The sequence below is a fragment of the Variovorax boronicumulans genome (assembly GCF_019352895.1).
Classification (GTDB): domain Bacteria; phylum Pseudomonadota; class Gammaproteobacteria; order Burkholderiales; family Burkholderiaceae_C; genus Variovorax; species Variovorax boronicumulans_A.
In genome coordinates this window covers 91,315-118,055 of the sequence record NZ_JAAAFX010000009.1, presented here as the reverse complement: position 1 = coordinate 118,055, position 26,741 = coordinate 91,315, and the positions used below count along the sequence as shown (strand labels likewise).

21 protein-coding genes are annotated in these 26,741 nt (G+C 70.2%); 13 read left to right on the top strand and 8 right to left on the bottom strand.

What is annotated here, in order from left to right; all coding sequences use genetic code 11:
* Positions 1-7: 7 nt before the first annotated feature.
* Both lolD and K0H49_RS19795 read right to left on the bottom strand, forming a co-directional pair.
* On the bottom strand, positions 8-742 hold the full coding sequence (gene lolD, locus K0H49_RS19800; RefSeq protein ID WP_219216096.1) for a lipoprotein-releasing ABC transporter ATP-binding protein LolD: 735 nt from the start codon (positions 740-742) through the stop codon (positions 8-10).
* Entirely contained in the window at positions 735-1,991 is a 1,257-nt protein-coding gene (locus K0H49_RS19795) for a lipoprotein-releasing ABC transporter permease subunit (RefSeq protein WP_219216094.1), read from the bottom strand. Before K0H49_RS19795 ends, lolD begins: the two co-directional genes overlap by 8 nt.
* 148 nt (positions 1,992-2,139) lie before the next feature.
* Between K0H49_RS19795 and K0H49_RS19790 the strand changes: the two genes are divergently transcribed.
* The 8 genes from K0H49_RS19790 to K0H49_RS19755 all read left to right on the top strand — a co-directional run bounded on the left by K0H49_RS19790 (position 2,140) and on the right by K0H49_RS19755 (position 12,746).
* The gene (locus K0H49_RS19790) at positions 2,140-3,105 is read left to right on the top strand and encodes a hypothetical protein (protein WP_219216092.1); all 966 of its coding nucleotides are present in this window, start codon (positions 2,140-2,142) and stop codon (positions 3,103-3,105) included.
* A complete protein-coding gene (recJ, locus tag K0H49_RS19785; RefSeq protein ID WP_219216090.1) occupies positions 3,105-4,829 on the top strand; it encodes a single-stranded-DNA-specific exonuclease RecJ in 1,725 nt (574 codons plus the stop codon). The genes K0H49_RS19790 and recJ overlap by 1 nt, the downstream gene beginning before the upstream one ends.
* Positions 4,830-4,875: 46 nt before the next feature.
* Complete coding sequence (locus tag K0H49_RS19780) at positions 4,876-5,592, top strand: response regulator transcription factor (RefSeq protein ID WP_219219010.1); 717 nt, start codon at positions 4,876-4,878, stop codon at positions 5,590-5,592.
* Positions 5,589-6,959 carry a sensor histidine kinase gene (locus K0H49_RS19775; protein WP_219216089.1) on the top strand — a complete coding sequence of 457 codons (1,371 nt, stop codon included), beginning with the start codon at positions 5,589-5,591 and terminating at the stop codon, positions 6,957-6,959. The genes K0H49_RS19780 and K0H49_RS19775 overlap by 4 nt, the downstream gene beginning before the upstream one ends.
* A gap of 106 nt (positions 6,960-7,065) precedes the next feature.
* Positions 7,066-7,875: a helix-turn-helix domain-containing protein gene (locus K0H49_RS19770; protein ID WP_219216087.1), complete on the top strand. Its 810-nt coding sequence runs from the start codon at positions 7,066-7,068 to the stop codon at positions 7,873-7,875.
* Between the two features lie 112 nt (positions 7,876-7,987).
* Positions 7,988-10,492 carry a penicillin acylase family protein gene (locus tag K0H49_RS19765; protein WP_219216085.1) on the top strand — a complete coding sequence of 835 codons (2,505 nt, stop codon included), beginning with the start codon at positions 7,988-7,990 and terminating at the stop codon, positions 10,490-10,492.
* A 225-nt stretch (positions 10,493-10,717) separates the two neighbouring features.
* A complete protein-coding gene (locus tag K0H49_RS19760) occupies positions 10,718-11,203 on the top strand; it encodes a tripartite tricarboxylate transporter TctB family protein (RefSeq protein WP_219216083.1) in 486 nt (161 codons plus the stop codon).
* Between the two features lie 31 nt (positions 11,204-11,234).
* On the top strand, positions 11,235-12,746 hold the full coding sequence (locus K0H49_RS19755; RefSeq protein WP_219216081.1) for a tripartite tricarboxylate transporter permease: 1,512 nt from the start codon (positions 11,235-11,237) through the stop codon (positions 12,744-12,746).
* 147 nt (positions 12,747-12,893) lie between these two features.
* Here K0H49_RS19755 and K0H49_RS19750 read toward each other — a convergent pair whose 3' ends face one another.
* Genes K0H49_RS19750 through K0H49_RS19740 form a run of 3 tightly spaced genes read right to left on the bottom strand, consistent with a single transcriptional unit; the run spans position 12,894 to position 16,294 of the window.
* Positions 12,894-13,784, bottom strand: coding sequence for an NAD(P)-dependent oxidoreductase (locus K0H49_RS19750; RefSeq protein ID WP_257625029.1), 891 nt, complete (start codon positions 13,782-13,784; stop codon positions 12,894-12,896).
* Between the two features lie 32 nt (positions 13,785-13,816).
* Entirely contained in the window at positions 13,817-15,292 is a 1,476-nt protein-coding gene (locus tag K0H49_RS19745; protein ID WP_219216076.1) for an NAD-dependent succinate-semialdehyde dehydrogenase, read from the bottom strand.
* A gap of 30 nt (positions 15,293-15,322) precedes the next feature.
* On the bottom strand, positions 15,323-16,294 hold the full coding sequence (locus tag K0H49_RS19740) for a 2-hydroxyacid dehydrogenase (protein WP_219216074.1): 972 nt from the start codon (positions 16,292-16,294) through the stop codon (positions 15,323-15,325).
* A gap of 144 nt (positions 16,295-16,438) precedes the next feature.
* Here K0H49_RS19740 and K0H49_RS19735 point away from each other — a divergent pair, with 144 nt between their 5' ends.
* From K0H49_RS19735 to K0H49_RS19715, 5 genes are all read left to right on the top strand, one after another.
* Positions 16,439-17,257: a FadR/GntR family transcriptional regulator gene (locus K0H49_RS19735; protein ID WP_219216072.1), complete on the top strand. Its 819-nt coding sequence runs from the start codon at positions 16,439-16,441 to the stop codon at positions 17,255-17,257.
* Positions 17,258-17,415: 158 nt separating this feature from the next.
* A complete protein-coding gene (locus K0H49_RS19730; RefSeq protein ID WP_219216070.1) occupies positions 17,416-18,411 on the top strand; it encodes an NAD(P)-dependent oxidoreductase in 996 nt (331 codons plus the stop codon).
* A gap of 43 nt (positions 18,412-18,454) precedes the next feature.
* Positions 18,455-19,603 (top strand): mandelate racemase/muconate lactonizing enzyme family protein, encoded by a 1,149-nt coding sequence (locus tag K0H49_RS19725; protein ID WP_219216067.1) that lies wholly within the window; start codon positions 18,455-18,457, stop codon positions 19,601-19,603.
* Positions 19,604-19,639: 36 nt separating this feature from the next.
* Positions 19,640-20,635, top strand: a complete 996-nt coding sequence (locus tag K0H49_RS19720) for a tripartite tricarboxylate transporter substrate binding protein (protein ID WP_219216065.1) — start codon at positions 19,640-19,642, stop codon at positions 20,633-20,635.
* 134 nt (positions 20,636-20,769) lie between these two features.
* Complete coding sequence (locus tag K0H49_RS19715) at positions 20,770-21,372, top strand: Dps family protein (protein ID WP_219216063.1); 603 nt, start codon at positions 20,770-20,772, stop codon at positions 21,370-21,372.
* Positions 21,373-21,405: 33 nt separating this feature from the next.
* On the opposite strand, the gene K0H49_RS19710 is transcribed toward K0H49_RS19715, so the two are convergent.
* The 3 genes from K0H49_RS19710 to K0H49_RS19700 are packed head-to-tail and all read right to left on the bottom strand — an operon-like array spanning position 21,406 to position 26,688.
* On the bottom strand, positions 21,406-22,089 hold the full coding sequence (locus K0H49_RS19710; RefSeq protein WP_374122387.1) for a transporter: 684 nt from the start codon (positions 22,087-22,089) through the stop codon (positions 21,406-21,408).
* A gap of 4 nt (positions 22,090-22,093) precedes the next feature.
* On the bottom strand, positions 22,094-23,086 hold the full coding sequence (locus K0H49_RS19705) for a response regulator (protein ID WP_219216061.1): 993 nt from the start codon (positions 23,084-23,086) through the stop codon (positions 22,094-22,096).
* Positions 23,083-26,688 carry an ATP-binding protein gene (locus tag K0H49_RS19700; protein WP_219216059.1) on the bottom strand — a complete coding sequence of 1,202 codons (3,606 nt, stop codon included), beginning with the start codon at positions 26,686-26,688 and terminating at the stop codon, positions 23,083-23,085. The genes K0H49_RS19705 and K0H49_RS19700 overlap by 4 nt, the downstream gene beginning before the upstream one ends.
* Between the last annotated feature and the right edge of the window lie 53 nt (positions 26,689-26,741).

Genomic DNA, 26,741 nt, shown 5'->3' with positions numbered 1-26,741 from the left:
CGCCGGCTCAGGCCAGCCGCCCCGCCACCAGCCGCAGCACGCGGTCGCAGCGAGCGGCCAGGGTCTCGTCGTGCGTGACCATCACGAAGGCGGTGCCGTTCTTGCGGGCGAGTTCGATCATCAGCGCGAACACGCCGTCGGCGGTGGCGCGGTCGAGGTTGCCGGTGGGTTCGTCGGCCAGCACGCAGTCGGGCTGCGTGACCAGCGCGCGCGCGATCGCCACGCGCTGGCGCTCACCGCCCGACAGCTCGGCCGGCCGGTGGTGCAGCCGTTCGCCCAGGCCGACCGCGCTCAGCATCCGGGTCGCGGTCTCGACCGTCTCGGCCGGCGGCGCGCGGCGGATGCGCAGCGGCATGCCGACATTGTCGAGCGCGCTGAACTCCGGCAGCAGATGGTGGAACTGGTAGACGAAGCCCAGGTGCTTGTTGCGCAGCCGGCCCTGCGCGGCCGCGTCGGCGTGCGCGATGTTCTGGCCGTGCAGCTCGACGCTGCCCGCGCTCGGTGCATCGAGGCCGCCCATCAGGTGCAGCATCGTGCTCTTGCCCGAGCCCGAGGCGCCGACGATGGCCAGCGTCTCGCCCGCATGCACGTCGAGGTCGACGCCGTGCAGCACCGTGAGGTCGATCCGGCCTTCCTGGAAGCGCTTGGTCAGGCCGCGCACCTTGAGCACGACCTTGGCGGCGGTGCGGCTCTGCGGGGGCAGCGAGGACACGGCAGTGCCGAGCGTGGGGGTCTTATTCATAGCGCAAGGCTTCGGCGGGATTGACGCGGCTGGCGCGCCAGCTCGGGTACAGCGTCGCGACGAAGGCGAGCGCGAGGGAGATCAGCGTGATCGGCAGGATGTCCGACTGCTGCGGGTCGCTGGGCATGCGGCTGATCAGGTAGATGTCCTTGGGCAGGAAGCTGGCGTGGAACAGCTGCTCCAGGGCCGGCACGATCACGTCGATGTTGTAGGCGATGCCCAGGCCCAGCAGCAGCCCGCCGAGGGTGCCCATCACGCCCACCATCGCGCCCTGCACCACGAAGATGCCCATGATGCTCTTGGGGCTCGCGCCCAGCGTGCGCAGGATCGCGATGTCGGCACGCTTGTCGGTCACGGTCATGACCAGGGTCGACACCAGGTTGAACGCGGCCACGGCCACGATCAGCGTGAGGATGATGAACATCATGCGTTTCTCGACCTGCACCGCGGCGAACCAGGTCTTGTTCTGGCGCGTCCAGTCGCGGATCAGGAAGCTGCCCGGCAGCGTCGCGGCCAGCTGGTCGGCCACCTCGCGGGCCTGGTTCAGGTCCTTGAGTTTCAGGCGCACGCCGCTCGGGCCTTCGAGCCGGAACACGCGGGCCGCGTCCTGCTCGTGGATCATCGCCAACGCCGAGTCGTATTCGTAGTGGCCGGAGTCGAAGGTGCCGACCACGGTGAACTGCTTGAGCCGAGGCACCACGCCGGCCGGCGTGACCTGGCCGCCCGGCGCCACCAGCGTGACCTGGTCGCCGGTGCGCACGAACAGCGAGCGCGCCAGCTCGCCGCCCAGCACGATGCCGAACTCGCCCGGCACCAGCTTGTCGAGCGCGCCCTTCTGGGCGGTGGTCGCGATGTCGGTCACCTCGGGCTCGAGCTTGGGTTCGATGCCGCGCACCAGCGCGCCCTTCATGTCCTCGCCGCGCGCGATCAGCGCCTGGGTCGCGATGAAGGGCGCCACGCCGATCACCTGCGGGTTCTTGCGGGCCGCTTCCATGATCGGGCCGATGTCCTGCAGCGCCTGACCGTCGCGCGAGAAGATCTCGATGTGCGAGACCACGCCGAGCATGCGGTCGCGCACCTCCTTCTGGAAGCCGTTCATCACCGACAGCACGATGATCAGCGCCGCCACGCCCAGGCCGATGCCGAGCATCGAGACACCGGAGATGAAGGAGATGAAGCCGTTGCGCCGCGTCGCGCGGCCGGCCCGCGTGTAGCGCCAGCCGAGTTGCAGTTCGTAGGGAAGGGGCATATCAGGCGTGGGGCCGGGCTGCCGTGAGGCGCGAAGGCGTCGCCCCGAGGGACGGCGAAGGCACGGCGTGCGGGACAAGGGGGTGCGACATGGCGGAATTGTGGCATCCCGTCCGGGCATGGCGGCTGCACCGCGACAATATGCCCCCATGGCCCTCCCCTCTTCCCCGATGCATCTGCTGATCCCCTTCGCCGGCCGCCGCACCCCGGCCTGTCAGGCGGTTCTCTCCCGACTGCAGCTGCCGAACCTCGACGCGCTGCTGACCCGGCTGGCGGTGCTGCACGACGACACCCAGCCCGACACCACGCTCTCGCCCCCGCACGAGCGGGCGCTGGCGCGCGCTTTCGGGCTCGAGGGCACCGATGGCCTGCTCCCCTGGGCCGCGCGCGAGGCGCAGCAGACCGGCCTGTCGCGCGCCGGCTCGAACGAGCCCTGGGGCGTGCTCACGCTGTGCCACTGGGAGGTCGCGATCGACGAGGTGGTGCTCGACGACCCGGCCGACATGGCGATCGACGAGGCCGAATCGCAGGCGCTGCTCGAAGCCGCCCGCCCCTTCTTCCAGGAAGACGGCATCGTGCTGCGCCGCTCGGGCGCGCCCGGTCGCTGGCTGGCGCGCGGCGAGATGTTCCGCAGCCTGCCCAGCGCCTCGGTGGACCGCGCGGCCGGCCGGCCGATCTCCGAATGGGCGCCGCTGACCGACGCGCTCAAGCCGCTGCGCAAGCTGCAGAACGAGATGCAGATGCTGCTCTACACCCAGCGCGTGAACGACGAGCGCATCGCGCGCGGCGTGCCGCCGATCAATTCCTTCTGGCTCAGCGGCACCGGCGTGCTGGGCGCGCCCAAGCCGGCCGGCGAGACGCCGACCGTCGACACCACGCTGCGCACCCCGGCGCTGCGCGACGATGCGCTGGCCTGGACCGCCGCCTGGCAGGCGCTCGACGCCGGCCCCGTCGCCCAGTTGCTCGCGGCCTACCGCCAGGGCGCGGCGGTGCAGCTCACGCTGTGCGGCGACCGCAGCGCGCGGCATTTCGGCGTGCAGCCCCGCGGCCCGCTGGGCTGGGTCAAGAACCTGCTCAACCGCACGCAGGCCACCACCGTGCTCGCCGCGCTCTGATGAAGATCATCGCGCGCGACATCCCGCCACGCAGCGTCTGGGCGCTGGAGCAGGCCGGCGTGCATCCGCTGCTGGCTCGCCTCTATGCAGCCCGCGGCGTGCTCGGCAAGGAAGAACTCGACGACGGCCTGGCGCGGCTGCTGCCGCCGACCACGCTCAAGGGCACGCAGGAGGCGGCCGTGCTGCTGGCCGACGCGATCCGCGACGACAAGCGCCTGTGCATCGTGGCCGATTACGACTGCGACGGCGCGACCGCCTGCGCCGTGGCCGTGCGCGGCCTGCGGCTGCTCGGCGCGAAGCATGTGAGCTACCTGGTGCCGGACCGCGTGGTCGACGGCTACGGCCTGACGCCGCCGATCGCCGAGCGCGTGGCCGCCAGCGGCGCCGACATGCTGATCACCGTCGACAACGGCATCGCCAGCGTCGAGGGCGTGGCCACCGCCAAGGCGCGCGGCCTGGCCGTGCTGGTGACCGACCACCACCTGCCCGGCCCGGTGCTGCCCGAGGCCGACGTGATGGTCAACCCGAACCAGCCCGGCTGCGATTTCGAGAGCAAGAGCATCGCCGGTGTCGGCGTGATGTTCTATGTGCTGATGGCGCTGCGCTCCGAGCTGAGGAACCGTGGCGTCTTCGATGCGGCCAGCCAGCCCAAGCTCGATGTCTTGCTGCCTTTGGTCGCGCTGGGCACCGTGGCCGACGTGGTGAAGCTCGACGCCAACAACCGGCGGCTGGTGGCGCAGGGCCTGCGCCGCATCCGCGCCGGCGCGCTGCCCGCGGGCATCGCCGCGCTGTTCACCGCGGCCGGCCGCAAGGCGCCGGTCGCGACCACCTTCGACTTCGGCTTCGCGCTCGGCCCGCGCATCAACGCCGCGGGCCGGCTGGCCGACATGACGCTGGGCATCGAGTGCCTGCTGACCGACGACGCGGGCCGCGCCGACGAACTGGCGCGCATGCTCGACGGCATCAACCGCGAGCGGCGCGACATCGAGGGCGGCATGCGCGACCAGGCGCTGCTGCTGGCCGAGTCGCTGTTCGACACCGACGGCGAGGGCCAGGAGGCCATGCCGGCCGCGATCAGCGTGTTCGACGCCGACTTCCACGAAGGCGTGGTCGGCATCGTGGCCTCGCGCATCAAGGACCGCTTCCACCGCCCGACCTTCGTGTTCGCGGCCAGCGGCGCGCCGGGCAAGGAACACGAGATCAAGGGCTCGGGCCGCTCGATCCCGGGCTTTCATCTGCGCGACGCGCTCGACCTGGTGGCCAAGCGCCACCCCGGCGTGCTGCTGCGCTTCGGCGGCCACGCGATGGCTGCGGGCTGCACGGTCGATCGCACGCAGTTCGCGGTCTTCGAGCGCGCGCTGGCCCAGGTCGCGCTCGAATGGCTCGATGCGGCCTCGCTCACGCGCCGGCTCGACACCGACGGCCCGATCGCGGCCGAGTACATGCGCGTCGACCTGGTCGACACGCTGCACCGCGAGGTCTGGGGCCAGGGCTTCGCGCCGCCGACCTTCAGCGAGGAGGTCGAGGTGATCTCGCAGCGCCTGGTCGCCGAGAAGCACCTGGCGGTGCGGCTCAAGCACCAGGGCAAGCCGGTCGACGGCATCTGGTTCGGCCACACCGAGCCGCTGCCGCCCAGGGTGCTGCTGGCCTTCCGCCTCGATGCCGACGAATGGCAGGGCGTGCGCCGCGTGCGCTTCCTGATCGAAGGGGCCGAGACGGCATGAGCGAGGCGGTTCGCGTGGAGCGCGTTCGATGAGCACCGCCACGCCCATGTGGCGCTGCCTCATCGTCGAGGACGACGCCGACAACGCCCGCTACATCGCCGACGGCTTCCGCGCGCTGGGCCATGTGGCGGTGATCGCGCGCGACGGCGGCGAGGCGCTGGCCCGCGTCACCGGCGAGAGCTGGGACCTGGTGATCCTCGACCGCATGCTGCCCAACGAGGTCGACGGCCTGTCGATCCTGGCCACCTTGCGCGGGCTGGGCAAGAAGACGCCGGTGCTGGTGTTGAGCGCGCTGAGCGCGCTCGACGAACGCGTGCGCGGCCTCAAGGCCGGCAGCGACGACTACCTGGCCAAGCCCTTCGCCTTTTCCGAACTCGCGGCCCGCGCCGAGGCGCTGGTGCGGCGCTCGCGCACCGCGCCCGAGATCCGCACGCTGCAGCTGGCCGACGTGAAGCTGGACTTCGCCACGCGCCATGTCGAACGCGCCGGCCGCCCGGTCGCGCTGCAGCCGCGCGAGTTCCGGCTGCTGGCCTTCCTGATGATGCATCCGGGCCAGGTGCTCACGCGCACCATGCTGCTCGAGGCGGTGTGGGACTACCAGTTCGATCCGCAGACCAACGTCATCGACGTGCAGGTCAGCCGGCTGCGCGGCAAGCTCGACACGCCGGGCGCGGTCCCGCTGATCCACACCGTGCGCGGCATCGGCTACCGCATGGGCGTCGAACCGGTGGCCTCGGCCCCTTCGGTCGCTTCCGGCGAATGATCGCGGGCCTGCAGCGGCTGTGGCGCTCGGTCGGCTTCCGGCTGGCCTTCTACTACGGCCTGCTGGTGGCCATCACCATGCTGGCCGCGCTGGCCATCGTCTACCTGCAGACCGTGGGCGTGCTGCACCAGCGCATGGCGCGCCAGGTCACGGGCGCCACGCAGCAGCTCGAAGCCCGCTTCGCCGACGGGGGCTACGCGGCCGTGGCCGCGGAGGTCTCGCGCTCGCTGGGCGACGGCCGCGATTCGGACAACGAGATCTACCTGCTGGCCGACCCCGAGGGCCGCGTGCTGGCCGGCAACCTCGATGCCGCCCCCGAGGGCGCGCCCTTCGCCGGCGGCCCCTCGCAGCGGCGCGTGCGGCGCGCGGACCGGCTGGTGACCGGCTACCTGCTGGCCCGCGCACTGCCCGACGGCGGCATGCTGGTGGTGGGCCACGACCTGCGCGACCAGGAAGCCATCGAATCGCTGATCGCCAGCGCCAGCGCGGCGGCCGGCATCGTGGCGGTGCTGCTGCTGATCGGCGGCACCTTCGTGTTCCGCCAGGAGCTCGAACGCAGCGTGGGCAACGTGCGCCGCACGGCCGCGCGCATCGCCGCGGGCGAACTGGAGGAGCGCGTGGAGATCGGCCCCGAGGACGACGAGTTCGCGCTGCTCAGCCGCGACATCAACGCCATGCTCGACCGCATCCAGTCGCTGATGGACGGCGTGCGCCACGTCTCGAACACCATCGCGCACAACCTGCGCACGCCGCTGATGCGCATCCTCGCGCGGCTGCATGCGGCCCAGCGCGACGAGGCCTCGCCGCAGGAGCGAACGCAGGCCATCGCCGCCGCGATGCAGGAAGTCGAAGAGCTCACGCTGGTGTTCGAGAAGCTGCTGCAGATCGCCGAGGCCGAGGCCGGCGCGCGGCGCCAGCACTTCGGCCCGGTCGACCTGCAGCGCATCGCCGACGACGTGATGGAACTCTACGACGCGGTGGCCGAGGCGCAGGGCGCCAGCCTGCAGCGCGAGCCGGCCGATCCGGCCACGGTGCTGGGCGACCGCGACCTGCTGGCCGGCGCAGTCGCGAACCTGGTCGACAACGCGCTCAAGTACGCGGGCGCCGGCGCCATCGTGCGCATCGGCACCCGCACCGCGCACGGCCTGGCGCTGCTCACGGTGCAGGACGACGGCCCCGGCATCCCGGCGGCCGAGCTGCCGCGCATCGGCCAGCGCTTCCACCGGCTGGACCGCCGCCTGCCCGGCCACGGCCTGGGCCTGGCCAGCGTGCAGGCCGTGATCGCGCTGCACGGTGGCCGGCTCGAACTGGCCGACGCCGCGCCGGGGCTGCGTGCCACGGTCGAGCTGCCCGCGCACCACGACTGAGGCGGGCGGGCGGGCGGCCGGCCTGCGTGGAATCCCTCTGAGCGAACGGGCAGCCTTGCCCTAGGATCGCCGCTGGAGACAACACAACAAGACAAGAGTCACGAGGATGGGCACACCCCCGAACTTCCTGCACCTGTGGGACGACAGCTTTCTCTATGTCACGCCAGCCATTCATTCGGGCCTGACGGCGCGCTCGTCGGCCACCCTGCTGGCCTCGGTGAGCGGACACCCCTTCACGCTGGAAGGCATCGACGGCACGCGCGTGCGCTGCACCGCCGCGCTGATCGCGCCGCACGTGTCGCGCCGGCTCGACGTCGAAGGCTGCGGCCTGCTGTCGCTCAACCTCGACCCGGCCGGCAACGCCTACCGCATGCTGGCCACGCGCATGGGCGGCCAGGGCATCCAGCCGCTGGATGCGCGCCGCTTCGGCCGCCTGCGCGACGACTTCGAACCGGTGCAATACGGCGCCCTGCCCGATGAGCGGGTGCAGGCGCTGAGCAACGGCATGATCGCGTCGATCACCGAGAGCCCGCTGCTCTCCGCGCGCCTCGATCCGCGCGTGACGCGCGTGATCGAAGCCATCCGCAGCCACGCCGGCCAGATCCCGCTGCGCGAACTGTCGGCCCTGGCCTGCCTGTCGCCCGACCGGCTCACGCACCTGTTCGCGGCGCAGGTGGGCGTGTCGATCAAGCGCTATGCGCTGTGGACCAAGGTGCGCCTCACGGTCCAGCAGTTCACCCGGCCTCGCAAGCTCACCGACGTGGCGCTCAACAGCGGCTTCACCGACGCGGCCCACATGAGCCGCACCTTCCAGCGCTATTTCGGCCTCGCGCCGTCCTTCCTCGCCAACCAGGTGCAGGTGACGGCCGACGCGCATGCCTCGCATGCCTGGGGGCGCACCGCCGCCTGCGCCTGAGTCCGGGCCCGGCAGCCCCTCACTTCAGCGGCTCCGTACAAGTCGCGGCCGCCTTGTCTCCCTAAGCTGCGCATGGCTCTGATGACAGAGCCATCACCGGAGACACAAGATCATGAGACGAGTCCAACCCTCGCGCGGCGCCCTGCCGCTTTCCATCGTCGCGCTCGCGGCAACCGCATTGCTCAGCGCCTGCGGCGGCGGCAGCGGCGGCGACATCTCGCCGCCGCCCGACCCCGGAACGCCCCCCACCGCCACCTACAAGGCCGAGATCCGCCGCACCGCCATGGGCGTGCCGCACATCAAGGCCGACACCTGGGCCGGCGCGGGCTATGGCTACGGCTACGCGCAGGCCGAGGACAACCTCTGCACCATGGCCGACGGCTTCCTCACCTTCCGCGGCGAGCGCTCGCAGTTCTTCGGCGCCGACGCGCAACTGCTGGCCAGCAGCACCATCGGCCGGCCGAAGAACATCGACTCCGATTTCTTCCATCGCCACGTGATTTCCGACGACGTGGTGCAGAAGATGATCGCGGCCCAGCCCGACAACCTCAAGCAGCTCGTGACCGGCTTCGCCGCGGGCTACAACCGCTATGTACGCGACGTCAAGGCCAAGGCCGGCGCCAATGCGGCCTGCGCCAACGAGACCTGGGTGCGGCCCGTGAGCACCGACGACATCTACCGCCGCATGTACGCGGCCAACCTCGCGGGCGGCTACAGCAACTTCCTGCCCCACATCGCCGGCGCACTCGCACCTGCGGCGAGCGGCCCCACGCAGCTCAGCGCGCGCAAGGCGGCAACGCAGTTCGCGTCCGCGAAGATGCAGCTGCCCGAACTTCAGGTGGGCAGCCACGAAGGCGTGGGCAGCAACATGATCGGCTTCGGCACCCTGGCCACCGGCGACAGCAGCCCGCTGCTGTTCGGCAACCCACACTGGTACTGGCGCGGGCCCGACCGCTTCTACCAGGCGCAGCTCACCATCCCGGGCCAGCTCAACGTGAGCGGCACCTCCTTCCTCGGCATCCCGGTGATGCTGATCGGCTTCAACGACAACGTGGCCTGGAGCCACACGGTGTCGACCGCGCGCCGCTTCGGCTTCTTCGAACTGAAGCTGGCATCCGGCAACCCCACCAGCTACCTGCGTGACGGCGTGGCCGTGAAGATGCAGGCCACCGCCATCACGGTGAACGTCAAGCAGAACGACGGCGGCGTGTCGCCCGTGACGCGCACGCTCTACAAGTCGGAATACGGCCCGATGGTCAACCTCGGCCTGCTGAACCCGGCGCTGGCCTGGAACCAGACCACGGCCTTCGCGATGCGCGACATCAACGGCGAGAACTACCGCACCTTCCGCAACTGGCTGCGCTGGAACCAGGCGAAGTCGCTCGACGAGTTCATCGCCATCCAGCGCGAGGAAGCGGCCATTCCCTGGGTCAACACCGTGGCCGTCGGCCGCGGCGCGGCCCAGGCCTGGTACGCCGACATCGGCGCGGTGCCCAACGTGTCGCCGGCCCAGACCGCGAGCTGCACCACGCCCACCGGCCTGTCGCTGCGCGCCAGCCTGCCGCGGGTGCCGATCTTCGACGGCTCGCGCGGCTACTGCGACTGGCAGACCGACGCCGACTCGGCGCAGAAAGGCGCGATCGGCGCCTCGCGCATGCCCAGCCTGCAGCGCGACGACTACGTGTCGAACATGAACGACAGCTACTGGCTGGCCCAGCCCAAGGCGCCGTTGACCGGCTACCCCGACATCATGGGTCCGGCCGGCATCGAGGCCGTGAGCTTCCGCACGCGCATGGGCAACCGGCTGGCGCAGGAGCGCCTGGCGGGCACCGACCGCTACGGCGGCAACCGGGCCACCAGCGACATCGTGCAGCGCATGGTGCTCAACAGCCGCGTGCTGACGGCCGAGCTGTTCAAGAACGATGCGCTGGACCTGGTATGCGCCACGCCGAAGATCACGGTCGCGACGGACCCGCAGACCAAGGAGAGCATCGGCCGCGACGTCGACACCGGCCCGGCCTGCGCCGCGCTGCGCAACTGGGACAACACCGGCACCGTCGCTTCGCGCGGCGCCCATGTGTGGGACGAGTTCTGGAATCGCGCCGCGCTGCTGCCGGCCGCCACGCTCTACAAGGTGCCCTTCGATGCCAAGGATGCGGTCAACACCCCGCGCGATCTCGACATCGCGGCCGCGCCCGGCCTGCAGCAGGCTTTCGGCGCCGCCATCGCGCGCGTCGAGGCCAGCGGCTATGCGTTGGACGCGCAGCGCGGCGACGTGCTGTTCGCCACCCGCGGCGGCCAGAAGATCCCGCTGTACGGCGGTTGCGGCGGCCCGGGCTACTTCACCATCGCCTGCTCGGAGAACCGGCTCGACAAGGGCGGCTACAGCATGGACGCCAATCCCAACGGCAACAGCTACATGCAGGTGGTGCGCTTCCCCGAAGGCGGCGTCGACGCCCGCACCTTCCTGACCTTCTCGCTGTCGGACGACCCGGCCTCTGCGCACAACGGCGACTACACGCGGGCCTACAGCGCGGGCCAGTGGCTCAAGGTGCCGTTCTCCGAAGCCGAGATCGCGGGCGACGCGGCACTGCGCAGCACCTCGCTGAGCGAATAGGCGCCTGCGCCTTCCGCGCGACCGGCACGGCTTCCCGCCGTGCCGGTCTTTTTTTTGGACGCCACCTCGGCGTCCCCCGCCCCTTCGACGGCCCACATTGCCAAACGGCAATGTGTTCGTCATGCACGCGCGGCCTCTGTCTTCCTACCATCGCCTGCGCACTTCCCGTGCCCGTCGCGGCGCCTTCGCGCGCCGTCGCGATTCATTGCATCTAAGGAGACAAGGTTGAAGATCAAAAGTCAGAGAGACTTCTACTCGGGCGTGCTGTTCAGCGCCTTCGGCGTGGCGTTCGCCTGGGGCGCCACCACGTACAACGTGGGCTCCGGCGCCCGCATGGGCCCGGGCTACTTCCCGCTGATCGTCGGCATCCTCATGGCCATCATGGGGTCGCTGATCGCGCTCAAGGCCCTGATCATCGAGACCGAGGACGGTGAACCCATCGGCAGCATCGCCTGGCGACCGCTGGGCTTCGTGATCGGCGCCAACCTGATCTTCGGCGTGCTGCTGGGCGGCCTGCCGAGCATCGGCCTGCCGCCGATGGGCCTGATCGTCGCGATCTACGCGCTGACCTTCATCGCCAGCCTTGCGGGCGACCAGTTCAGCTTCAAGGGCGTCGCCGTGCTGGCGACCATCCTCGCGGTCGGCAGCTACCTCGCCTTCGTGGTCGCGCTGAAGCTGCAGTTCCCGGTCTGGCCCACGTTCATCGGCTGAGCACGCACACCACAACGAGACACAAGCACTCATGGACCTGATCACGAATCTCTCGATTGGTTTCGGCGTCGCCTTCACGGCGCAGAACCTCGTCTACGCCTTCGTCGGCTGCCTGCTGGGCACGCTGATCGGCGTGCTCCCCGGCATCGGCCCGGTCGCGACCATCGCGATGCTGCTGCCCGCCACCTACGCGCTGCCTCCCGTGGCCGCGCTGATCATGCTGGCCGGCATCTACTACGGCGCGCAGTACGGTGGCTCCACCACCGCCATCCTGGTCAACCTGCCGGGCGAATCGTCCTCGGTGGTGACCGTGATCGACGGCTACCAGATGGCCAGAAAAGGCAGGGCCGGGCCCGCGCTCGCTGCGGCCGGCCTGGGCTCCTTCTTCGCCGGTTGCGTGGGCACGCTGATCCTCGCGGCCTTCGCGCCGCCGCTGACCGAACTGGCCTTCAAGTTCGGTCCCGCCGAATACTTCTCGCTGATGATCCTGGGCCTGATCGGCGCCGTGGTGCTGGCCTCGGGCTCGCTGCTCAAGGCCATCACCATGATCCTGTTCGGCCTGGCCCTGGGCCTGGTCGGCACCGACGTGAACTCGGGCGTGGCGCGCTACAGCTTCGACATCCCTGAGCTGACCGACGGCATCGGCTTCATCGCCATCGCCATGGGCGTGTTCGGCTACGGCGAAATCATCGCCAACCTGGCCGTGCCGGAGCACGAGCGCGAAGTGTTCACCGCCAAGGTGAAGGGCCTGTGGCCCACCAAGCAGGACTTCAAGGACATGACGCCCGCGGTGCTGCGCGGCACCGCCCTCGGTTCGGCCCTGGGCATCCTGCCCGGCGGCGGTGCGCTGCTGTCGGCCTTCGCGGCCTACACCATCGAGAAGAAGATGAAGCTCAAGAAGGGCGAAGTGCCTTTCGGCCAGGGCAACATCCGTGGCGTGGCGGGCCCCGAGTCGGCCAACAACGCCGGTGCGCAAACGTCGTTCATCCCGCTGCTGACGCTGGGCATCCCGCCCAACGCCGTGATGGCGCTGATGGTGGGTGCCATGACCATCCACAACATCCAGCCGGGCCCGCAGGTGATGACCGCCAACCCGGAACTGTTCTGGGGCCTGATCGCCTCGATGTGGATCGGCAACCTGATGCTGATCGTGCTGAACCTGCCGATGATCGGCATCTGGATCAAGCTGCTGACCATTCCCTACAAGTGGCTGTTCCCGGCGATCGTGCTGTTCTGCGCGGTGGGCGTGTACTCGGAGAACAACAACACCTTCGACGTCTGGATGGTCGCGATCTTCGGCATCGTGGGCTATGCCTTCCTCAAGCTCAAGTGCGAACCCGCGCCGCTGCTGCTGGGCTTCATCCTGGGCCCGATGATGGAAGAGAACCTGCGCCGTGCGCTGCTGCTGTCGCGCGGCGACTGGAGCGTGTTCGTCATGCGGCCGATCTCGGCGGGCCTGCTGGCGGCCGCGCTGCTGCTGCTGGTGATCGTGCTGCTGCCGGCGGTGAAGGCCAAGCGCGAAGAGGCCTTTGTAGAGGAATAGGCGCTCATCCCTGAAAGTAGAAAGCCGCCCGAGGGCGGCTTTCTTGTTCGTGGGACACCGCGGAACCGGCTTTGCCGGGCCGCTGGTGTCGCCCCCGGAAGGGGGAGGGAGGAGGCGACACGCAGTGCGCCGCAGCCTGGGGGAGAGTCAGTCTCCGTCGCCGCGTTTGGCAAGCACCGCGACCAATTCCGGCACCAGCGTCTGCGGATCGCTGCCGTTCACCGCGCCCTCGAAGGTCTGGCGCACGCCTTCGGCAATCGCGCGGGCCGAATGGCTGTCGCTGGCCATCGTGGTGTAGTAGCCCATGTCCTTGAGCGCGTTCGACATCGCGAAGCGCAGGCCGTTCGGGTCCTGGGCCAGCAGGAAGGGCTTGAGGCGTTCCAGCGCGGTGCCGCCGCCGCCGCCCTTGCTCAGCACGTCGACGAAGACCTCGGGCGCCACGCCCGCGCGTTCAGCGCAGGCCGCGGCCTCGGCGATCAGCGCGACCGAGCCCAGCGACACGTAGTTGTGCAGCAGCTTCATGCGGTGGCCGGCGCCGACGCCGCCCGCATGCGTGATGTTCTCGGCGAAGCAGGCCAGCAGCGGCCGGCATTCGGCGAACAGCGCGTCGTCGGCGCCCACCAGCAGGTTGAGCCGGCCTTCGGCGGCTTCCTTGGGCGTGCGCGTCATGGCCGAGTCCATGAAGCGGCCGCCGGCTTCGGCCACCACCTGGGCCAGCCGCTCGGTCGAGGCCGGGATGGCGGTCGAGCAGTCGATGATCACCGTGCCCTTGCGCAGGCCCTGGAGCACGCCGCTCTCGCCCAGCAGCACCGCCTCGACCTGGGGTGAGCCGGTGACGCACAGCAGCAGCACGTCGACCGCCGCGGCCAGTTCGCGCGCGGTCTGGAAGGTGGTCACGCCCGCGGCCTTGAGGGTGTCGAGCGGCTGGTTGCCCGCGTGCTCGAGCACCGCCAGCGCATGGCCGTGCTTGACGATGTTGCTGGCGATCCCGTGGCCCATCATGCCGACGCCGATCAGGCCGATCTTCTTGTTGTTCATTGCTTTCTCCTGCGAAAAATTCAGTGCTGTGTTCATGCCTTGGCGCGCGCCGGCCGGCCGAGGCCGCCCGCGCACACGTACTTGATTTCGACATAGTCGTCGATGCCGTACTTGGAGCCTTCGCGCCCGACGCCCGATTCCTTGATGCCGCCGAAGGGTGCGAGCTCGGTCGAGATCAGCCCTTCGTTGAGCCCGACGATACCAACCTCCAGCGCCTCCGCCACCTGCCATGCGCGCGCGTAGTCCTGGGTGTAGAAATACGCGGCCAGGCCGAAGGGCGTGTCGTTGGCCATGGCCACGGCCTCGTCGTCGGTCTCGAAGCGGATCAGCGGCGCCACCGGGCCGAAGGTCTCTTCCTGCATCAGCTTGGATTTCGGCGACACGTCCGACAGGATGGTCGGCGTGAAGAAGCGCCCGCCCAGCGCATGCGCCTGGCCGCCGGTGACGATGCGCGCGCCCAGCGCCACCGCGTCGTCGATGTGCTCGCGCACCTTGGCCACGGCCGCGTCGTCGATCAGCGGGCCCAGGTTCACGCCCGGCTCGAGGCCGTTGCCGACCACCTGCGCCTCGACGGTCTGGCGCAGCTTCTCGGTGAAGCGGTCGCAGATGCCGGCCTGCACGAAGATCCGGTTGGCGCACACGCAGGTCTGGCCCGCGTTGCGGAACTTCGAAGCCATCACGCCGGCCACGGCCGCGTCGAGGTCGGCGTCGTCGAACACGATGAAGGGGGCGTTGCCGCCCAGTTCCATCGAGACCTTCTTGACCGTGGCCGCGCACTGCGCCATCAGCTGCTTGCCGACCTCGGTCGAGCCGGTGAAGGAGAGCTTGCGCACCACCGAAGAGCCGGTGAGCTCGCCGCCCACAGTGGAGGCCGAACCCGTCACCACGTTGAGCACGCCGGCCGGAATGCCCGCCTCGGCCGCGAGCTGCGCCAGCGCCAGCGCCGAGTACGGCGTGGCCGAGGCCGGCTTGATCACGATGGTGCAGCCGGCGGCGAGCGCGGCGCCGGCCTTGCGCGTGATCATCGCGTTGGGGAAGTTCCAGGGCGTGATGGCGGCGACCACGCCGACGGGCTGCTTGAGCACCACGATGCGGCGGTCGAGCGAGGCGGCCGGGATGATGTCGCCGTAGACGCGCTTGGCCTCTTCGGCGAACCACTCGATGAAGCTCGAGCCGTAGGCGATCTCGCCCTTGGCCTCGGCCAGCGGCTTGCCCTGCTCGAGCGTGAGCAGCATCGCGAGGTCGTCCTGGTGCGCCATGCACAGGTCGAACCAGCGACGCATCAGCCGCGAGCGCTCCTTGGCGCTGGTGTCGCGCCAGCCGGGCAGCGCGGCGTTGGCCGCATCGATGGCGCCGCGCACGTCGGCCGCGGTCAGGCGCGGCACGCTGCCGAGCACGCTGTCGTCGGCCGGGTTGGTGACTTTCAGGGTCGCGCCGTCGGAGGCATCAACCCAACGGCCGCCGATGTGGCATTGCTGGCGGAACAGTTCGGGGTGCTGGAGTTTCATGGTGAAGATGTGAGCGTGTGAGGGTGGGGTTCAGGAAAGCAGGTTGTCGGGCGTCTCGCCGCGCGCCAGGGCTTCGACGCCGCGGATCAGCAGCCAGCCCATGGCGTCGCGCGTCTCGTGCGTGGCGCTGCCGATGTGCGGCGAGAGGAACACGTTGTCGAGCGTGCGGTAGCCCGGATGCACGTTCGGCTCGTTGGCGAACACGTCGAGGCCGGCGCCGCGCACCCGGCCGCTTCGCAGCGCGGCGATCAGCGCCGCGTCGTCGATCAGGTCGCCGCGCGAGATGTTGACCACCACCGCGCCTTCGGGCAGCAGCGCCAGCCGTTGCGCATCGAAGGTGCCGCGCAATGACGGCGCACCCGGCGCCGCGACCATCAGGATGTCGCTGGCCGCGAGCAGGCCGTCGAGCGTGGCGTGGTATGTCGCGCCCTCTTCCTGCGCGGCGCCGAGCCGGCTGCGGTTGTGATAGTGGATCTGCAGGCCGAAGGCCCGCGCGCGCACCGCGATCGCGCGGCCGATGCGGCCCATGCCGAAGATGCCCAGCCGGCGCCCGACCAGGCCCATGCCCAGCAGCTGCGTGGGCGCCCAGCCGGCCCAGGCGCCGCTGCGCACCAGGCGGTCGGCCTCGAAGCCGCGGCGGCAGGCGTTGAGCAGCAGCATCAGCGCGATCTCGGCGCAGGCGTCGCTGAGCACGTCGGGCGTGTGCAGCACCTGCACGCCGGCCTTGCGCGCCGCGGCCAGGTCGATGTGGTCATGGCCGACAGACAAGGTCGCGATGGTGCGCAGCGTGGGCGCGAGCTGCGCGATCACGGCCGCGTCGACCGCCTCGGTGGCGCTGACGAACAGCACTTCGCTGCCGTGCGCGCGGCGCGCGATCTCGGCGGAGGGCAGGATGGCGTCGTCCTCGTTCACCTGCAGCACGAAGCGTGCGTGCAGTGCGGTCTCGACGGCGGGCGTGAAGCGGCGGCACAGAAAGGCACGGGGACGGTCGTCAGGGGTCATGGGCTCTCAGGGTTTTCATGCATCGTTGCGATGCAACTTGTTGTCTCCAGTCGTATTACAAATACGTCATATCACTTTGTCAAGCGAGGAGTTCGCAGTGGTATTCTTCGACGCTTCAGAAACGCCCATTCCAACGACGACCCCATGGCCTTCTCCTCCACCGACGATCCAAGCGCGCGCCAACCTGCGGAAGGCACACTGGCCGATCGCGTGACAGGCCTCATCGCCGCCGATATCCGCTCGCGCGTGTACCCCGTGAACACCCGCCTGCCGACCGAGCAGTCGATGACCGAGCAGTACGGCGTGAGCCGCACCGTGGTGCGCGAGGCGATCTCGCGCCTCAAGTCCGAAGGCCTGGTCGAGACGCGGCAGGGCAGCGGCACCGTGGTGCGCGACCCCAAGGTGTCGGACGCCTTCCGCCTCGGCCAGCCGCACCAGAATCCGGCCGAAGGCGTGCTGCGCATCCTCGAGCTGCGCCGGGGCATCGAGGCCGAGATGGCGGCGCTGGCCGCCGAGCGCCGCAGCGGCGCCGAGATGACGCTGATCCAGCAGGCGCTGCGCGCCATCGCCCGCGCGGTCAAGGACGGCGGCGACGGCGTGGCCGAAGACCTGGCCTTCCACATCGCGATCTCGCACGCGGCGCACAACCCGCACTACACCGAGCTGCTGGGCATGCTCACGCGCGCGCTCCACGACGCGATCCGCCTGACCCGCACCAACGAAGCGCGGCGCCCCGAGCTCGCGGCCCAGGTGCTGGCCGAGCACGAGGCGATCTGCGCTGCGATCAAGGCGCGCGACCCGGCGGCGGCGCGCACCGCGGCCTTCCTGCACATGCGCAACACCGGCGAGCGCATCGAGCAGGCGGGCAAGGATTTCTGGACCGGCGACAGCCGTGCCGCCGCGCAGCGCGTGGCGCGCGTGAAGCTGGGCGAGGCCCCACGCGCCAGTTCGGCCCCACGCTAAGCCTCCGCAGAAACCCGGTCATCCGGCGCAAAGTTGTGTGATAGATTCATCACACAACTTCAACGGCAACGTACCTTGAACGACTGAGACAGGCAACGGCACGATGTGGCCGTGGCGGGCGCTCGCGTCGAGGTTCGACCGTCAACGATCGCCGCGCCATGACCCTCCCCCGTGTTCTGCTGACCGATCCGCTGCATCCCGATGCGCATGCCCGTCTGGCCACCTGGGCCGAGGTCGCGCAACTGCCCGAGGGCCTCTCGCGCGCGCAGAGCGACACGGCGTTGCGCGAAGCGGTGCCACAGGCGCAGGGCCTGGTGGTGCGCCGCCTGCTGCCCGCCGATCTCTTCGACGGCCCGAACGCGCTGCGCTGCGTGATGCGCCAGGGCGTGGGACTGGACTTCATCCCGGTCGAGCGCGCCACGGCGAACGGCATTCCGGTGGGCAACACGCCGGCCGTCAATGCCAACGCGGTGGCCGAGTACGTGTTCGCGGCGCTGCTGGGGCACAGCCGGCAGCTCGCCGCCTTCGACGCCAGCGTGCGCGCCGGCGACTGGGCGGCCCGCACGCAAGCCGGCGCGCGGACCCATGAACTGCGGGGCCGCACGCTGGGCCTGGTCGGCTACGGCGCGATCGGCCAGCGCATCGGCGCCATCGCCACGCAGGGCTTCGGCATGGCGCTCGCGGTCTGCACCGGCACGCCGTCGAAGGTGCCGGCCGGCATCGCCACGCTGTCGATCGAGGCCCTGTTCGCGGCCAGCGACGTGGTGGTGATCGCCTGCCCGCTCACGCCGCAGACGCGCGGCCTGGTCAACGCAGCCGTGCTCGCGCACGCCCGGCCCGGCGCGGTGCTGGTCAACGTGGGACGCGGACCGGTGCTGCGCGAGGACGACCTGGCCGCGGCACTGACCGAAGGCCGGCTCGCGGGCGCGGTGCTCGACGTGTTCGAGACCCAGCCGCTGCCCGCCGACAGCGCGCTGCGCCGCCACCCGGGCGTGCTGCTCACGCCGCACCTCGCGGGCCTCACGCAGGAGGCCGAGCGCGCCATGGGCCTGCTGGCCGTCGACACGCTGGCCGCCGTGCTGCTGCGCGGCGAGCAGCCCCCTCATATCGTCAATCCCGAGGTCTTCGCCCGGCCGCACGCGGCGAGCGCCTGACCGCATCGTTCCCCACCCTTCCACGCCCACCAGGAGACACCCCTTGAAGATCACCCGCATCACCGCCGTGCCGCTGTCCTACCGCCTGCCCGAAGGCAAGACCGTGACCATGGGCATCGGCAGCACGCTCAAGCGCGACTGCATCATCATCCGCGTCGAGACCTCCGAAGGCATCACCGGCTACGGCGAGGCGCACCCGGGCCGCAGCCCCGGCGCGATCGTGGCGCTGGTGCACAACACGCTGCAGCCGCTCCTGGTCGGCATGAACGCGACCGACGTGGTGGGCGCCTGGCAGCGCGTGCACCGCATGCAGCTGTCGAGCCACGGCCTGGGTGCGGGCACCTGCCTGGCGCTGTCGGGCATCGACATGGCGCTGTGGGACATCCGCGGCAAGGCGGCCAAGATGCCCTTGTATGAACTGCTGGGCGGCTCGCACCGCCGCATCCCGGCCTACGCGGGCGGCATCGCGCTGGGCTACCAGCCGGCCGAAGCCATGGCCGAAGAAGCGCAGTCGTATGTCGAGCAGGGCTACAAGGCCGTCAAGCTGCGCATCGGCGACACGGTGAAGAACGACATCGCCCGCGTGCGCAAGGTGCGCGAGGTGCTGGGCGAGGAGATCGACATCCTGACCGACGCCAACACCGCCTACACCATCGCCGACGTGCGCCGCGTGCTGCCGGCGCTGGCCGACATCCAGGCCGGCTGGCTGGAGGAGCCCTTCGCCTGCAACGACTTCGCCTCCTACCGCGAGGCCGCGAAGATCACGCCGCTGGTGCCGATCGCGGCCGGCGAGAACCACTTCACCCGTTTCGAGTTCGGCCAGATGCTGGACGCGGGCGCGGTGCAGGTCTGGCAGCCCGACCTGTCGAAGAGCGGCGGCATCACCGAGGGCGTGCGCATCGCGGCCATGGCCTCGGCCTTCCGCATCCCGGTGCATGCCCACAGCTCGGCCACCGGCCTCAACCACGCGGCCACGCTGCACTTCCTCGCGGCCACCGAGAACGCGGGCTACTTCGAGGCCTGCGTGTCGAAGTTCAACCCCTTCCGCGACATGTTCGGCAGCACCTTCGCGATCGGTGCCGACGGCTGCGTCGAACCACCCCAGGGCCATGGCCTGGGCATCGAGGTCGACGAAAGCATCTTCGACAAGTACCCGATGGTCGACGGACCCGGCTATGTCGTGAAGTTCTGAGACTGCCCACCCAAACGAAAAAAACGGAGACACGCCATGACCTTCACGAAACGAACCCTGCTGCGCCTGCTGGCGCCGCTGTGCCTGGGCCTCACGGGCCTCATGCTCGTCGGCACCGCGAGCGCCGACGACTACCCGAGCAAGCCCGCGCGCATCATCGTGCCCTACACGCCCGGCGGCTTCAACGACACGCTGGCGCGCACCGTCGGCGACCGCCTGTCGAAGGTGTGGAAGCAGTCGGTGGTGGTGGACAACCGGCCGGGTGGCAACACGGTGCTGGGCAACAACCTGGCGGCCAAGGCACCGGCCGACGGCTACACCATGCTGATCACGCCGCTGCCCTTCTCGGCGCTGCCCGCGCTCTACGGCGCCAAGCTGCCCTACAACGCGACGGCCGACTTCCAGCCGCTGGTGTGGGCCGGCTACACGCAGAACGCGCTGGTGATCCGCCCCGACCTGCCGGGCGTGAGCAACCTCAAGGAACTGATCGACTTCGCGAAGAAGAACCCGGGCAAGCTCAACTACGGCTCGACCGGTTCGGGCTCGTCGAACCACCTGTCGATGGAGCTGTTCATGAGCATGACGGGCACCAAGATGACCCACGTGCCCTACAAGGGCAGCGCGCCCGCGGTGATGGCCATGCTCGGCGGCGAGATCGACGTGCTGTTCGACAACGTGCCCAACCTGATGCAGCAGATCAAGGCCGGCAAGCTGAAGCCGATCGCCGTGACCGGCACCGAGCGCGCCGCGCTGCTGCCCGACACGCCCACGGTGCAGGCCGCCGGCGTGCCGGGCTACGAGGTGATCGTCTGGTTCGGCATGCAGATGCCGGCCGGCGTGCCCAAGGCCATGGTCGACCGGGCCAACAAGGACATCGTCGCGATCCTCAAGGACCCCGAGGTGGTCAAGCAGTTCCGCGACCAGGGCGTGGAGGTGGTGGCCAGCACCCCGGAGGCCTTCGGCCAGCTGCTGCAGAAGGAAATCCCCAAGTGGACCAAGGTGGTCAACGACGCGGGCGTGAAGATCGAGTGAGCGCCCGGGGCCGGCAGGATGCCAGCCGATCTTCTGCACGGAAATGGCACGCCGGCCTACGCGGCCGGACTTCCGTGATCGATAGAAAGAGGCTTTCCCCTCCCTCCCCTTTCTTTCAATCACGGAGTTCAGTGATGGCCACCCAAGACAACGACAAGACCGCCCCCATGACCGCCAAGCAGAAGGCGGTGCAGCCCGACCTCGACCAGCAGAGCCACGAGACGCAGAAGTTCGGCGAGATCGTCAAGCTGCCCAACGGCCTTTCGGAAAAGGTCTGCAAGGAGAGCGTGGCGCTGCTCAACCAGTGCCTGGCGGACACGATCACGCTGCGCGACATGTACAAGAAGCACCACTGGCAGGTGGTGGGCCCGACCTTCAACCAGCTGCACCTGATGTACGACCAGCATTTCGAAGCGCAGGTGCTGCTGGTCGACATCCTGGCCGAACGCATCCAGCTGCTGGGCGGCATCGCGCTGGCCATGGCACCCGACATCGCCGAGACCACCAAGATCGCCCGCCCGCCGCGCGGCCGCGAGCCTGCCGCCGTGCAGATCCGCCGGCTGGCCGAAGCGCACGAGCTGATCATCGTCGAGGCCCGCAAGGCGGCCAAGAAGGTCGACGAGGCTGGCGACGACGGCAGCAACGACGTGTTCGTGAGCAACGTGCTGCGCACCAACGAGCTGCAGGTCTGGTTCCTGACCGAGCACCTGGTGGCCGCTTCGCCCGTCGCGTCCTGATCCTTCCTGTTCGACGCGCACCCCGCGCGTCGGTCAGTGGCGGCTGAACTCCCGGTTCAGCCCCAGCGTGAGCGTGCGCAGCCGCTCCGGGCCCAGGCGCATGAAGCCCAGGTCGACACTGGTGGTCGGCGTGAGGTTGATGCGTGCCCCCAGGCGGGAGGCCCAGAGGCCGCTGGCCCGGTTGCGCTCCGCGATCAGCGACAGCGCATCGCCCAGCGCCCATTCCAGCGCCAGGCCCTTGCGCACCGAGCGCTCGCTGTCGCCGGTGCTCCAGTCCGCGCCCAGGTTGGCATGGACCTGCAGGCGCTGGCTGAGCGCCCAGGTCACGGGCACCACGAACTGCCCGCCGGCCCGGCCGCCATGCACCGCATCGACACCGAGCGTCACCGACAGCGCCGCGCTCCAGCGCGCCTGCGGGTCGTCGCCCAGGAAGGTCCACTTGAGCTGCGGCCCGAGCAGCAACGCGGCACGCTCGCCACGCAGCGCGAAGCGGTCGATGTTGAAGCCCAGCTCCACCGGGCCGACCCGGCAGGCCGGCCCCAGATGCAGGTTGTTGTCGGCGGCTGAGGCATCGCCCGGGCTGCGGCTCAGCCAGGCCTCGTACTGGCACCGGCCGGGCGCCAGCGTGCCGGCATCGTCCACGTCGAAATGACCGCCGGCCCAGGCACCTCCGGAGGCGAACAGGCCCAGCACCGGGGCCCAGCGCAGCGCGCGCACGGCTTCAGATCTCGAACTGCGGCTGCAACTCGCGCAGCCGCTTGATCGCCACGCCCGCGGCCGCCGTGCGGGTCTCCACGCCCAGCTTCACATAGACCCGCTCCAGGTGCTTCTTCACCGTGGCGGGGCTGCTGCCCACGATCTCGCCGATGTCGCGGTTGGTCTTGCCCTTGACCACCCAGTACAGCACCTCGGCCTCTCGCGCCGTGAGCTTGAGGCTCAGGCTCATGGCCTCGATCACCGAGGTGTCGGAGAGCTCGCGCATGATGATCAGCCAGTCGTCGCCGTCGTCGTCGTGGCCGGTCTGCTGGTGCAGGCGCAGGTTCAAGGTGGACGGCCCGAGCACGATCGACAGCGCGGGCGGCTCGATCTGCCGCTGCTGCGCATCGGGCAGGTGGCGCGCCAGCCACGCGAGCACGGTCGGCGGCGCCTGCGGCGCGCTGGTGCCGCAGTAGCGCAGCAGCAGGTCGCGCGCCAGCGCGGTCTGCCAGATCACACGCCCCTCGGGCAGCCGCACCGTTATGCTGGCGTAGCCGAAGGCGTCGAGCGCGTTGCGCGCCTGCCCGGCCTGCTGCGCCTCCTGCCGCGCGCGGCGCGCGCCCTGCAGGTGCACGTTCATGCGCGCCAGCACTTCCTTGGGCTTGATCGGCTTGGTCACGTAGTCGACGCCACCGGCCTCGAGCGCGGCCACCAGGTGCTCGGTCTCGGTGAGCCCGGTCATGAAGACGATCGGGATGTGGGCCGTGGCCGCATCGGCCTTGAGCCGGCGCGCGACCTCGAAGCCGTCCATGCCCGGCATCATCGCGTCGAGCAGCACGATGTCGGGGCGGGCCTGCGCCGCGCGCTGCAGCGCCTGCTCGCCGCTGGTCGCGACCAGCACGGTGTAGCCCGATTCGTCGAGCGCGTCGTGCAGCACCGCGAGGTTGTCGGGCACGTCGTCGACGATCAGCACCAGGTCGCTGTTGCCGGCGAAGTCGCGCGCCTTGGGGTCGTTCATCGCGCGCCCTCCGGCTGCGGCGGCGCGCCGCCGTCCATCGCGTCGAAGCGGAACTGGCGCGCCAGGGCCCGCTGGGCCGCGGTCCAGGCGGCGCACTCGGGCTGCGCGGCGTCGATCTCGTCGAGCTGGTTCATGATCCCCCGAAAATAACCCAGCCCGATGGCATCCTGAAGTGCGTGCAGGCGTTCTGCCGTGGGCCGCACCTGGGCCGGGGCGGCGGCGGCATGCGCCTCGCACGCCGCGGCCACGGCCGTCCACTCGAGGCCCAGCTTGCGTTCGAGCCAGTCGAGCAGCTCGCTGTGGCGCACCGGCTTGACGAAGAAATCCTCGGGTGCAATGCCCACGTCGTTGTCCAGCCGCTTGTCGAAGGCGTTGGCCGAGACGATGGCCATGCAGCGCGGTGCCAGCGTGGTGTCGAACTGGCGGCTGCGGCGCAGCGTCTCCCAGCCGTCGATGCCGGGCATCGCGAGGTCGACGAACATCGCGTCGGGCCGGAAGCCGGCGGCGATCAGGTCGAGTGCATCGTGCCCGCTGGCCGCCGTCCGCAGCTCGAAGCCCAGCGGTGCGAGCACCTGCACCAGCAGCTCGCGGTCGGCCTCCTCGTTGTCGACCACCAGCACGCGCCGGCGCACGCCGGCATAGCCGCGCCGCGGCCGCGCCGGGCCCGGCAACGGCGCGGGCGTGCGCCCTGCAGCGATCGGCGCGGCATGCACGCGCGGCAGGAACAGCCGCACGCGGAACACCGAGCCCTGGCCGGGCGTGCTCTGCACCGACATCTCGCCGCCCATCAGGTCGGTCAGCATCTTGGCGATGGTCAGACCCAGGCCCGCGCCCGGGGCACCGGTGCGCGTCGCGGTGCCGCCCGCGTCGCCGCGCGCGAAGGGCTCGAAGATGCGCTCGATCTCGGCGGCCGACATGCCGGGCCCGGTGTCCTCGATCTCCAGCGCCGCGAACTCGCGCGCGTAGCGCAGCCGCAGCACGACCTCGCCGCGCGCGGTGAACTTGATCGCATTGCCCAGCAGGTTGATCAGGATCTGGCGCACCCGGCGCTCGTCGGCGCGCACCACCTCGGGCACGTCGCCCGCGGGCTCGAAGCGGAAGGCCAGGCCCTTCTCGGAAGCCTGGAGCTCGAACATGTCGGCCAGTTCGCGCATGGCGGCGGCGAAGGGCATGGGCCGGGCCTGCAGCGTGAGCTTGCCGGCCTCGATGTGGGCGATGTCCAGCGTGCCCTCGATCAGCGACAGCAGGTGCTCGCCGCCGCGCTGGATCACGGCCACGGCCTGCTGCCGGTGCGGCGGCACCGAGGCATCCTGGCCCATCAGCTGCGCATAGCCGAGGATCGAGTTGAGCGGCGTGCGCAGCTCGTGGCTGATCGCGCTGATGTAGCGGCTCTTGGCCTGGTTGGCGTGGTCGGCCTGCTCGCGCGCGTCGTCGGCGCTCTGCTTGGCGGCCTGCAGCGCGCGGTCGGTCTCCTTGTGCCGCTCGATCTCGTGCATCAGCAGGCGGGTCTGGCGGTTGGATTCCTCCTGCGCCACCTTGCGGCTCTGGTGCGCCAGCACCAGCCACCAGGCCACGATGCCGGCGATCAGCAGCAGCGCCATGTAGCTCTTGAGGAAGCCCGAGCGCAGCGAGGCCTGCTGCGCCTTGAGGATCGCCATGGCCGCATCGCCGGGCGGCAGCATGCCCAGCGCGCTGTCGCCCAGCGCGCGCAGTTCCTGCTGGTAGAGCACCCCGAACACCGTGGCCAGCAGCGGCACGATGATCAGCGTGAGCAGCAGGAAGTGGCCCAGGCCGGTGTCGAGGTAGGGCCAGACGCGCCGCGGCAGCAGCCAGCGCAGCGCCCCCGACCACTGCGTCGACAGGCTCGCCTGCGGCTTGCAGAGGTCGCCGCAGCGCGCATCGAGCGTGCAGCACAGCGAGCAGATCGCGCCCTGGTAGGCGGGGCAGTGGGCCATGTCGGGCGCCTCGTATTCGCGCTCGCAGATCACGCAGCGCTGGGTGCGCAGGCGCTGGTACGCGTTGTCGGCCGCCGCGGCCGGCGATCGTTCGACACGGGCCCAGCGCACCTGCGTGCGGGCGTCGAAGGCCGGCCCGCGCGCCAGGTAGTAGCGGCCCTGCGTGGCCCAGGCGATCAGCGGCGCCGTGAGCAGCGCCGTGCCCATCGCGATCACGGCCGAAAAGGCCTGCGCCAGCGGGCCGAAGGCGCCCAGGTGCGCGGCGATCGACAGCGCCGAGGCCAGCGCCATCGCGCCCACGCCCACCGGGTTGATGTCCCACAGGTGGGCGCGCTTGAACTCGATGCCCGGCGGCGACAGGCCCAGCGGCTTGTTGATGACCAGATCGGCCACCACCGCCATCATCCAGGCGATGGCGATGTTGGCGTAGAGGCCCAGCACGTCGCCCAGCGCCTCGAACACGTTCATCTCCATCAGCATGAAGGCGATCAGCGCGTTGAACACCACCCACACCACCCGGCCCGGATGGCTGTGCGTGACGCGCGAGAAGAAGTTGCTCCAGGCCAGCGAGCCCGCGTAGGCGTTGGTGACGTTGATCTTGAGCTGGGACACCACCACGAACAGCGCGGTCGCGGCGACGGCCCAGCCGTAGTTCGGGAACACGTACTCGAAGGCCGCGAGGTACATCTGGTTGGGATCGACCGCGCGCTCGGGCGGCACCATGTGGCCGATGGCCAGGTACGCCAGCATCATCCCGCCCAGCATCTTGAGCACGCCCATCACCACCCATCCCGGCCCGCCCATCAGCACGCCGCCCCACCAGCGGCCCCGGTTGGCCGCCGTGCGCACGGGCATGAAGCGCAGGTAGTCGGCCTGCTCGCCCAGCTGCGTGATCAGCGCGATGCCCACCGTGAGCGCGGCACCGAAGAGGTGCAGATTGAAGCCGCCGGCACGCCCCGAGGCGCCGTCATAGTGCGTCAAGCCGGAAAACGCACCAGGGTCGCGCACGATCACGTAGGCGAAGGGCACCACCAGCATCAGCAGCCACAGCGGCTGGGTCCAGACCTGGAGCCGGCTGATGGCCGACACGCCGTGCGTCACCAGCGGGATCACGACCAGCGCACACACCAGGTAGCCCCAGGCCGGCGGGATGCCCAGCGCCAGTTCGAGCGCATAGGCCATCACGGCCGCCTCGAGCGCGAAGAAGATGAAGGTGAAGGAGGCGTAGATCAGCGAGGTGAGCGTCGAGCCGATGTAGCCGAAGCCCGCGCCGCGCGTGAGCAGGTCCATGTCGACGCCGTAGCGCGCGGCATACACGCTGATCGGCAGGCCGGCCAGGAAGATGATCAGCCCGGTCGCCAGCACCGCCCAGAAGGCATTGAGGAAGCCGTACTGCACCAGCAGCGTGGCCCCGACCGCTTCCAGGATCAGGAACGAAGCGGCGCCGCCGAAGGCCGTGTTCGCGACCCGCCATTCGGACATCTTGCGAAAGCGCTGCGGCGTGTAGCGCAGCGCATAGTCCTCGAGCGTCTCGCTGGCCACCCAACTGTTGTAGTCGCGCCGCACCTTGACGATGCGCTGCGGCGCGTCGTCGGGCGAGGGAGGCGTGGGTGGCGGGGGGGCGTCGGTCACACCTTTTCGGTGCATCTTCCGTGCCACGGCACGACTGTTGCATATTCCCCTCTTCAGGCCCCCCGGGG

Bases quoted from the DNA above. Each gene is read 5' to 3' on its own strand.
- K0H49_RS19740 (WP_219216074.1), bottom strand. From the start codon at position 16,294: ATGACCCCTGACGACCGTCCCCGTGCCTTTCTGTGCCGCCGCTTCACG.
- K0H49_RS19720 (WP_219216065.1), top strand. From the start codon at position 19,640: ATGACCTTCACGAAACGAACCCTGCTGCGCCTGCTGGCGCCGCTGTGC.
- K0H49_RS19715 (WP_219216063.1), top strand. From the start codon at position 20,770: ATGGCCACCCAAGACAACGACAAGACCGCCCCCATGACCGCCAAGCAG.
- K0H49_RS19795 (WP_219216094.1), bottom strand. From the start codon at position 1,991: ATGCCCCTTCCCTACGAACTGCAACTCGGCTGGCGCTACACGCGGGCC.
- K0H49_RS19745 (WP_219216076.1), bottom strand. From the start codon at position 15,292: ATGAAACTCCAGCACCCCGAACTGTTCCGCCAGCAATGCCACATCGGC.
- K0H49_RS19765 (WP_219216085.1), top strand. From the start codon at position 7,988: ATGAGACGAGTCCAACCCTCGCGCGGCGCCCTGCCGCTTTCCATCGTC.
- K0H49_RS19780 (WP_219219010.1), top strand. From the start codon at position 4,876: ATGTGGCGCTGCCTCATCGTCGAGGACGACGCCGACAACGCCCGCTAC.
- K0H49_RS19770 (WP_219216087.1), top strand. From the start codon at position 7,066: ATGGGCACACCCCCGAACTTCCTGCACCTGTGGGACGACAGCTTTCTC.
- lolD (WP_219216096.1), bottom strand. From the start codon at position 742: ATGAATAAGACCCCCACGCTCGGCACTGCCGTGTCCTCGCTGCCCCCG.
- K0H49_RS19700 (WP_219216059.1), bottom strand. From the start codon at position 26,688: ATGCACCGAAAAGGTGTGACCGACGCCCCCCCGCCACCCACGCCTCCC.
- K0H49_RS19775 (WP_219216089.1), top strand. From the start codon at position 5,589: ATGATCGCGGGCCTGCAGCGGCTGTGGCGCTCGGTCGGCTTCCGGCTG.
- K0H49_RS19730 (WP_219216070.1), top strand. From the start codon at position 17,416: ATGACCCTCCCCCGTGTTCTGCTGACCGATCCGCTGCATCCCGATGCG.
- K0H49_RS19755 (WP_219216081.1), top strand. From the start codon at position 11,235: ATGGACCTGATCACGAATCTCTCGATTGGTTTCGGCGTCGCCTTCACG.
- K0H49_RS19750 (WP_257625029.1), bottom strand. From the start codon at position 13,784: ATGAACAACAAGAAGATCGGCCTGATCGGCGTCGGCATGATGGGCCAC.
- recJ (WP_219216090.1), top strand. From the start codon at position 3,105: ATGAAGATCATCGCGCGCGACATCCCGCCACGCAGCGTCTGGGCGCTG.
- K0H49_RS19735 (WP_219216072.1), top strand. From the start codon at position 16,439: ATGGCCTTCTCCTCCACCGACGATCCAAGCGCGCGCCAACCTGCGGAA.
- K0H49_RS19705 (WP_219216061.1), bottom strand. From the start codon at position 23,086: ATGAACGACCCCAAGGCGCGCGACTTCGCCGGCAACAGCGACCTGGTG.
- K0H49_RS19790 (WP_219216092.1), top strand. From the start codon at position 2,140: ATGGCCCTCCCCTCTTCCCCGATGCATCTGCTGATCCCCTTCGCCGGC.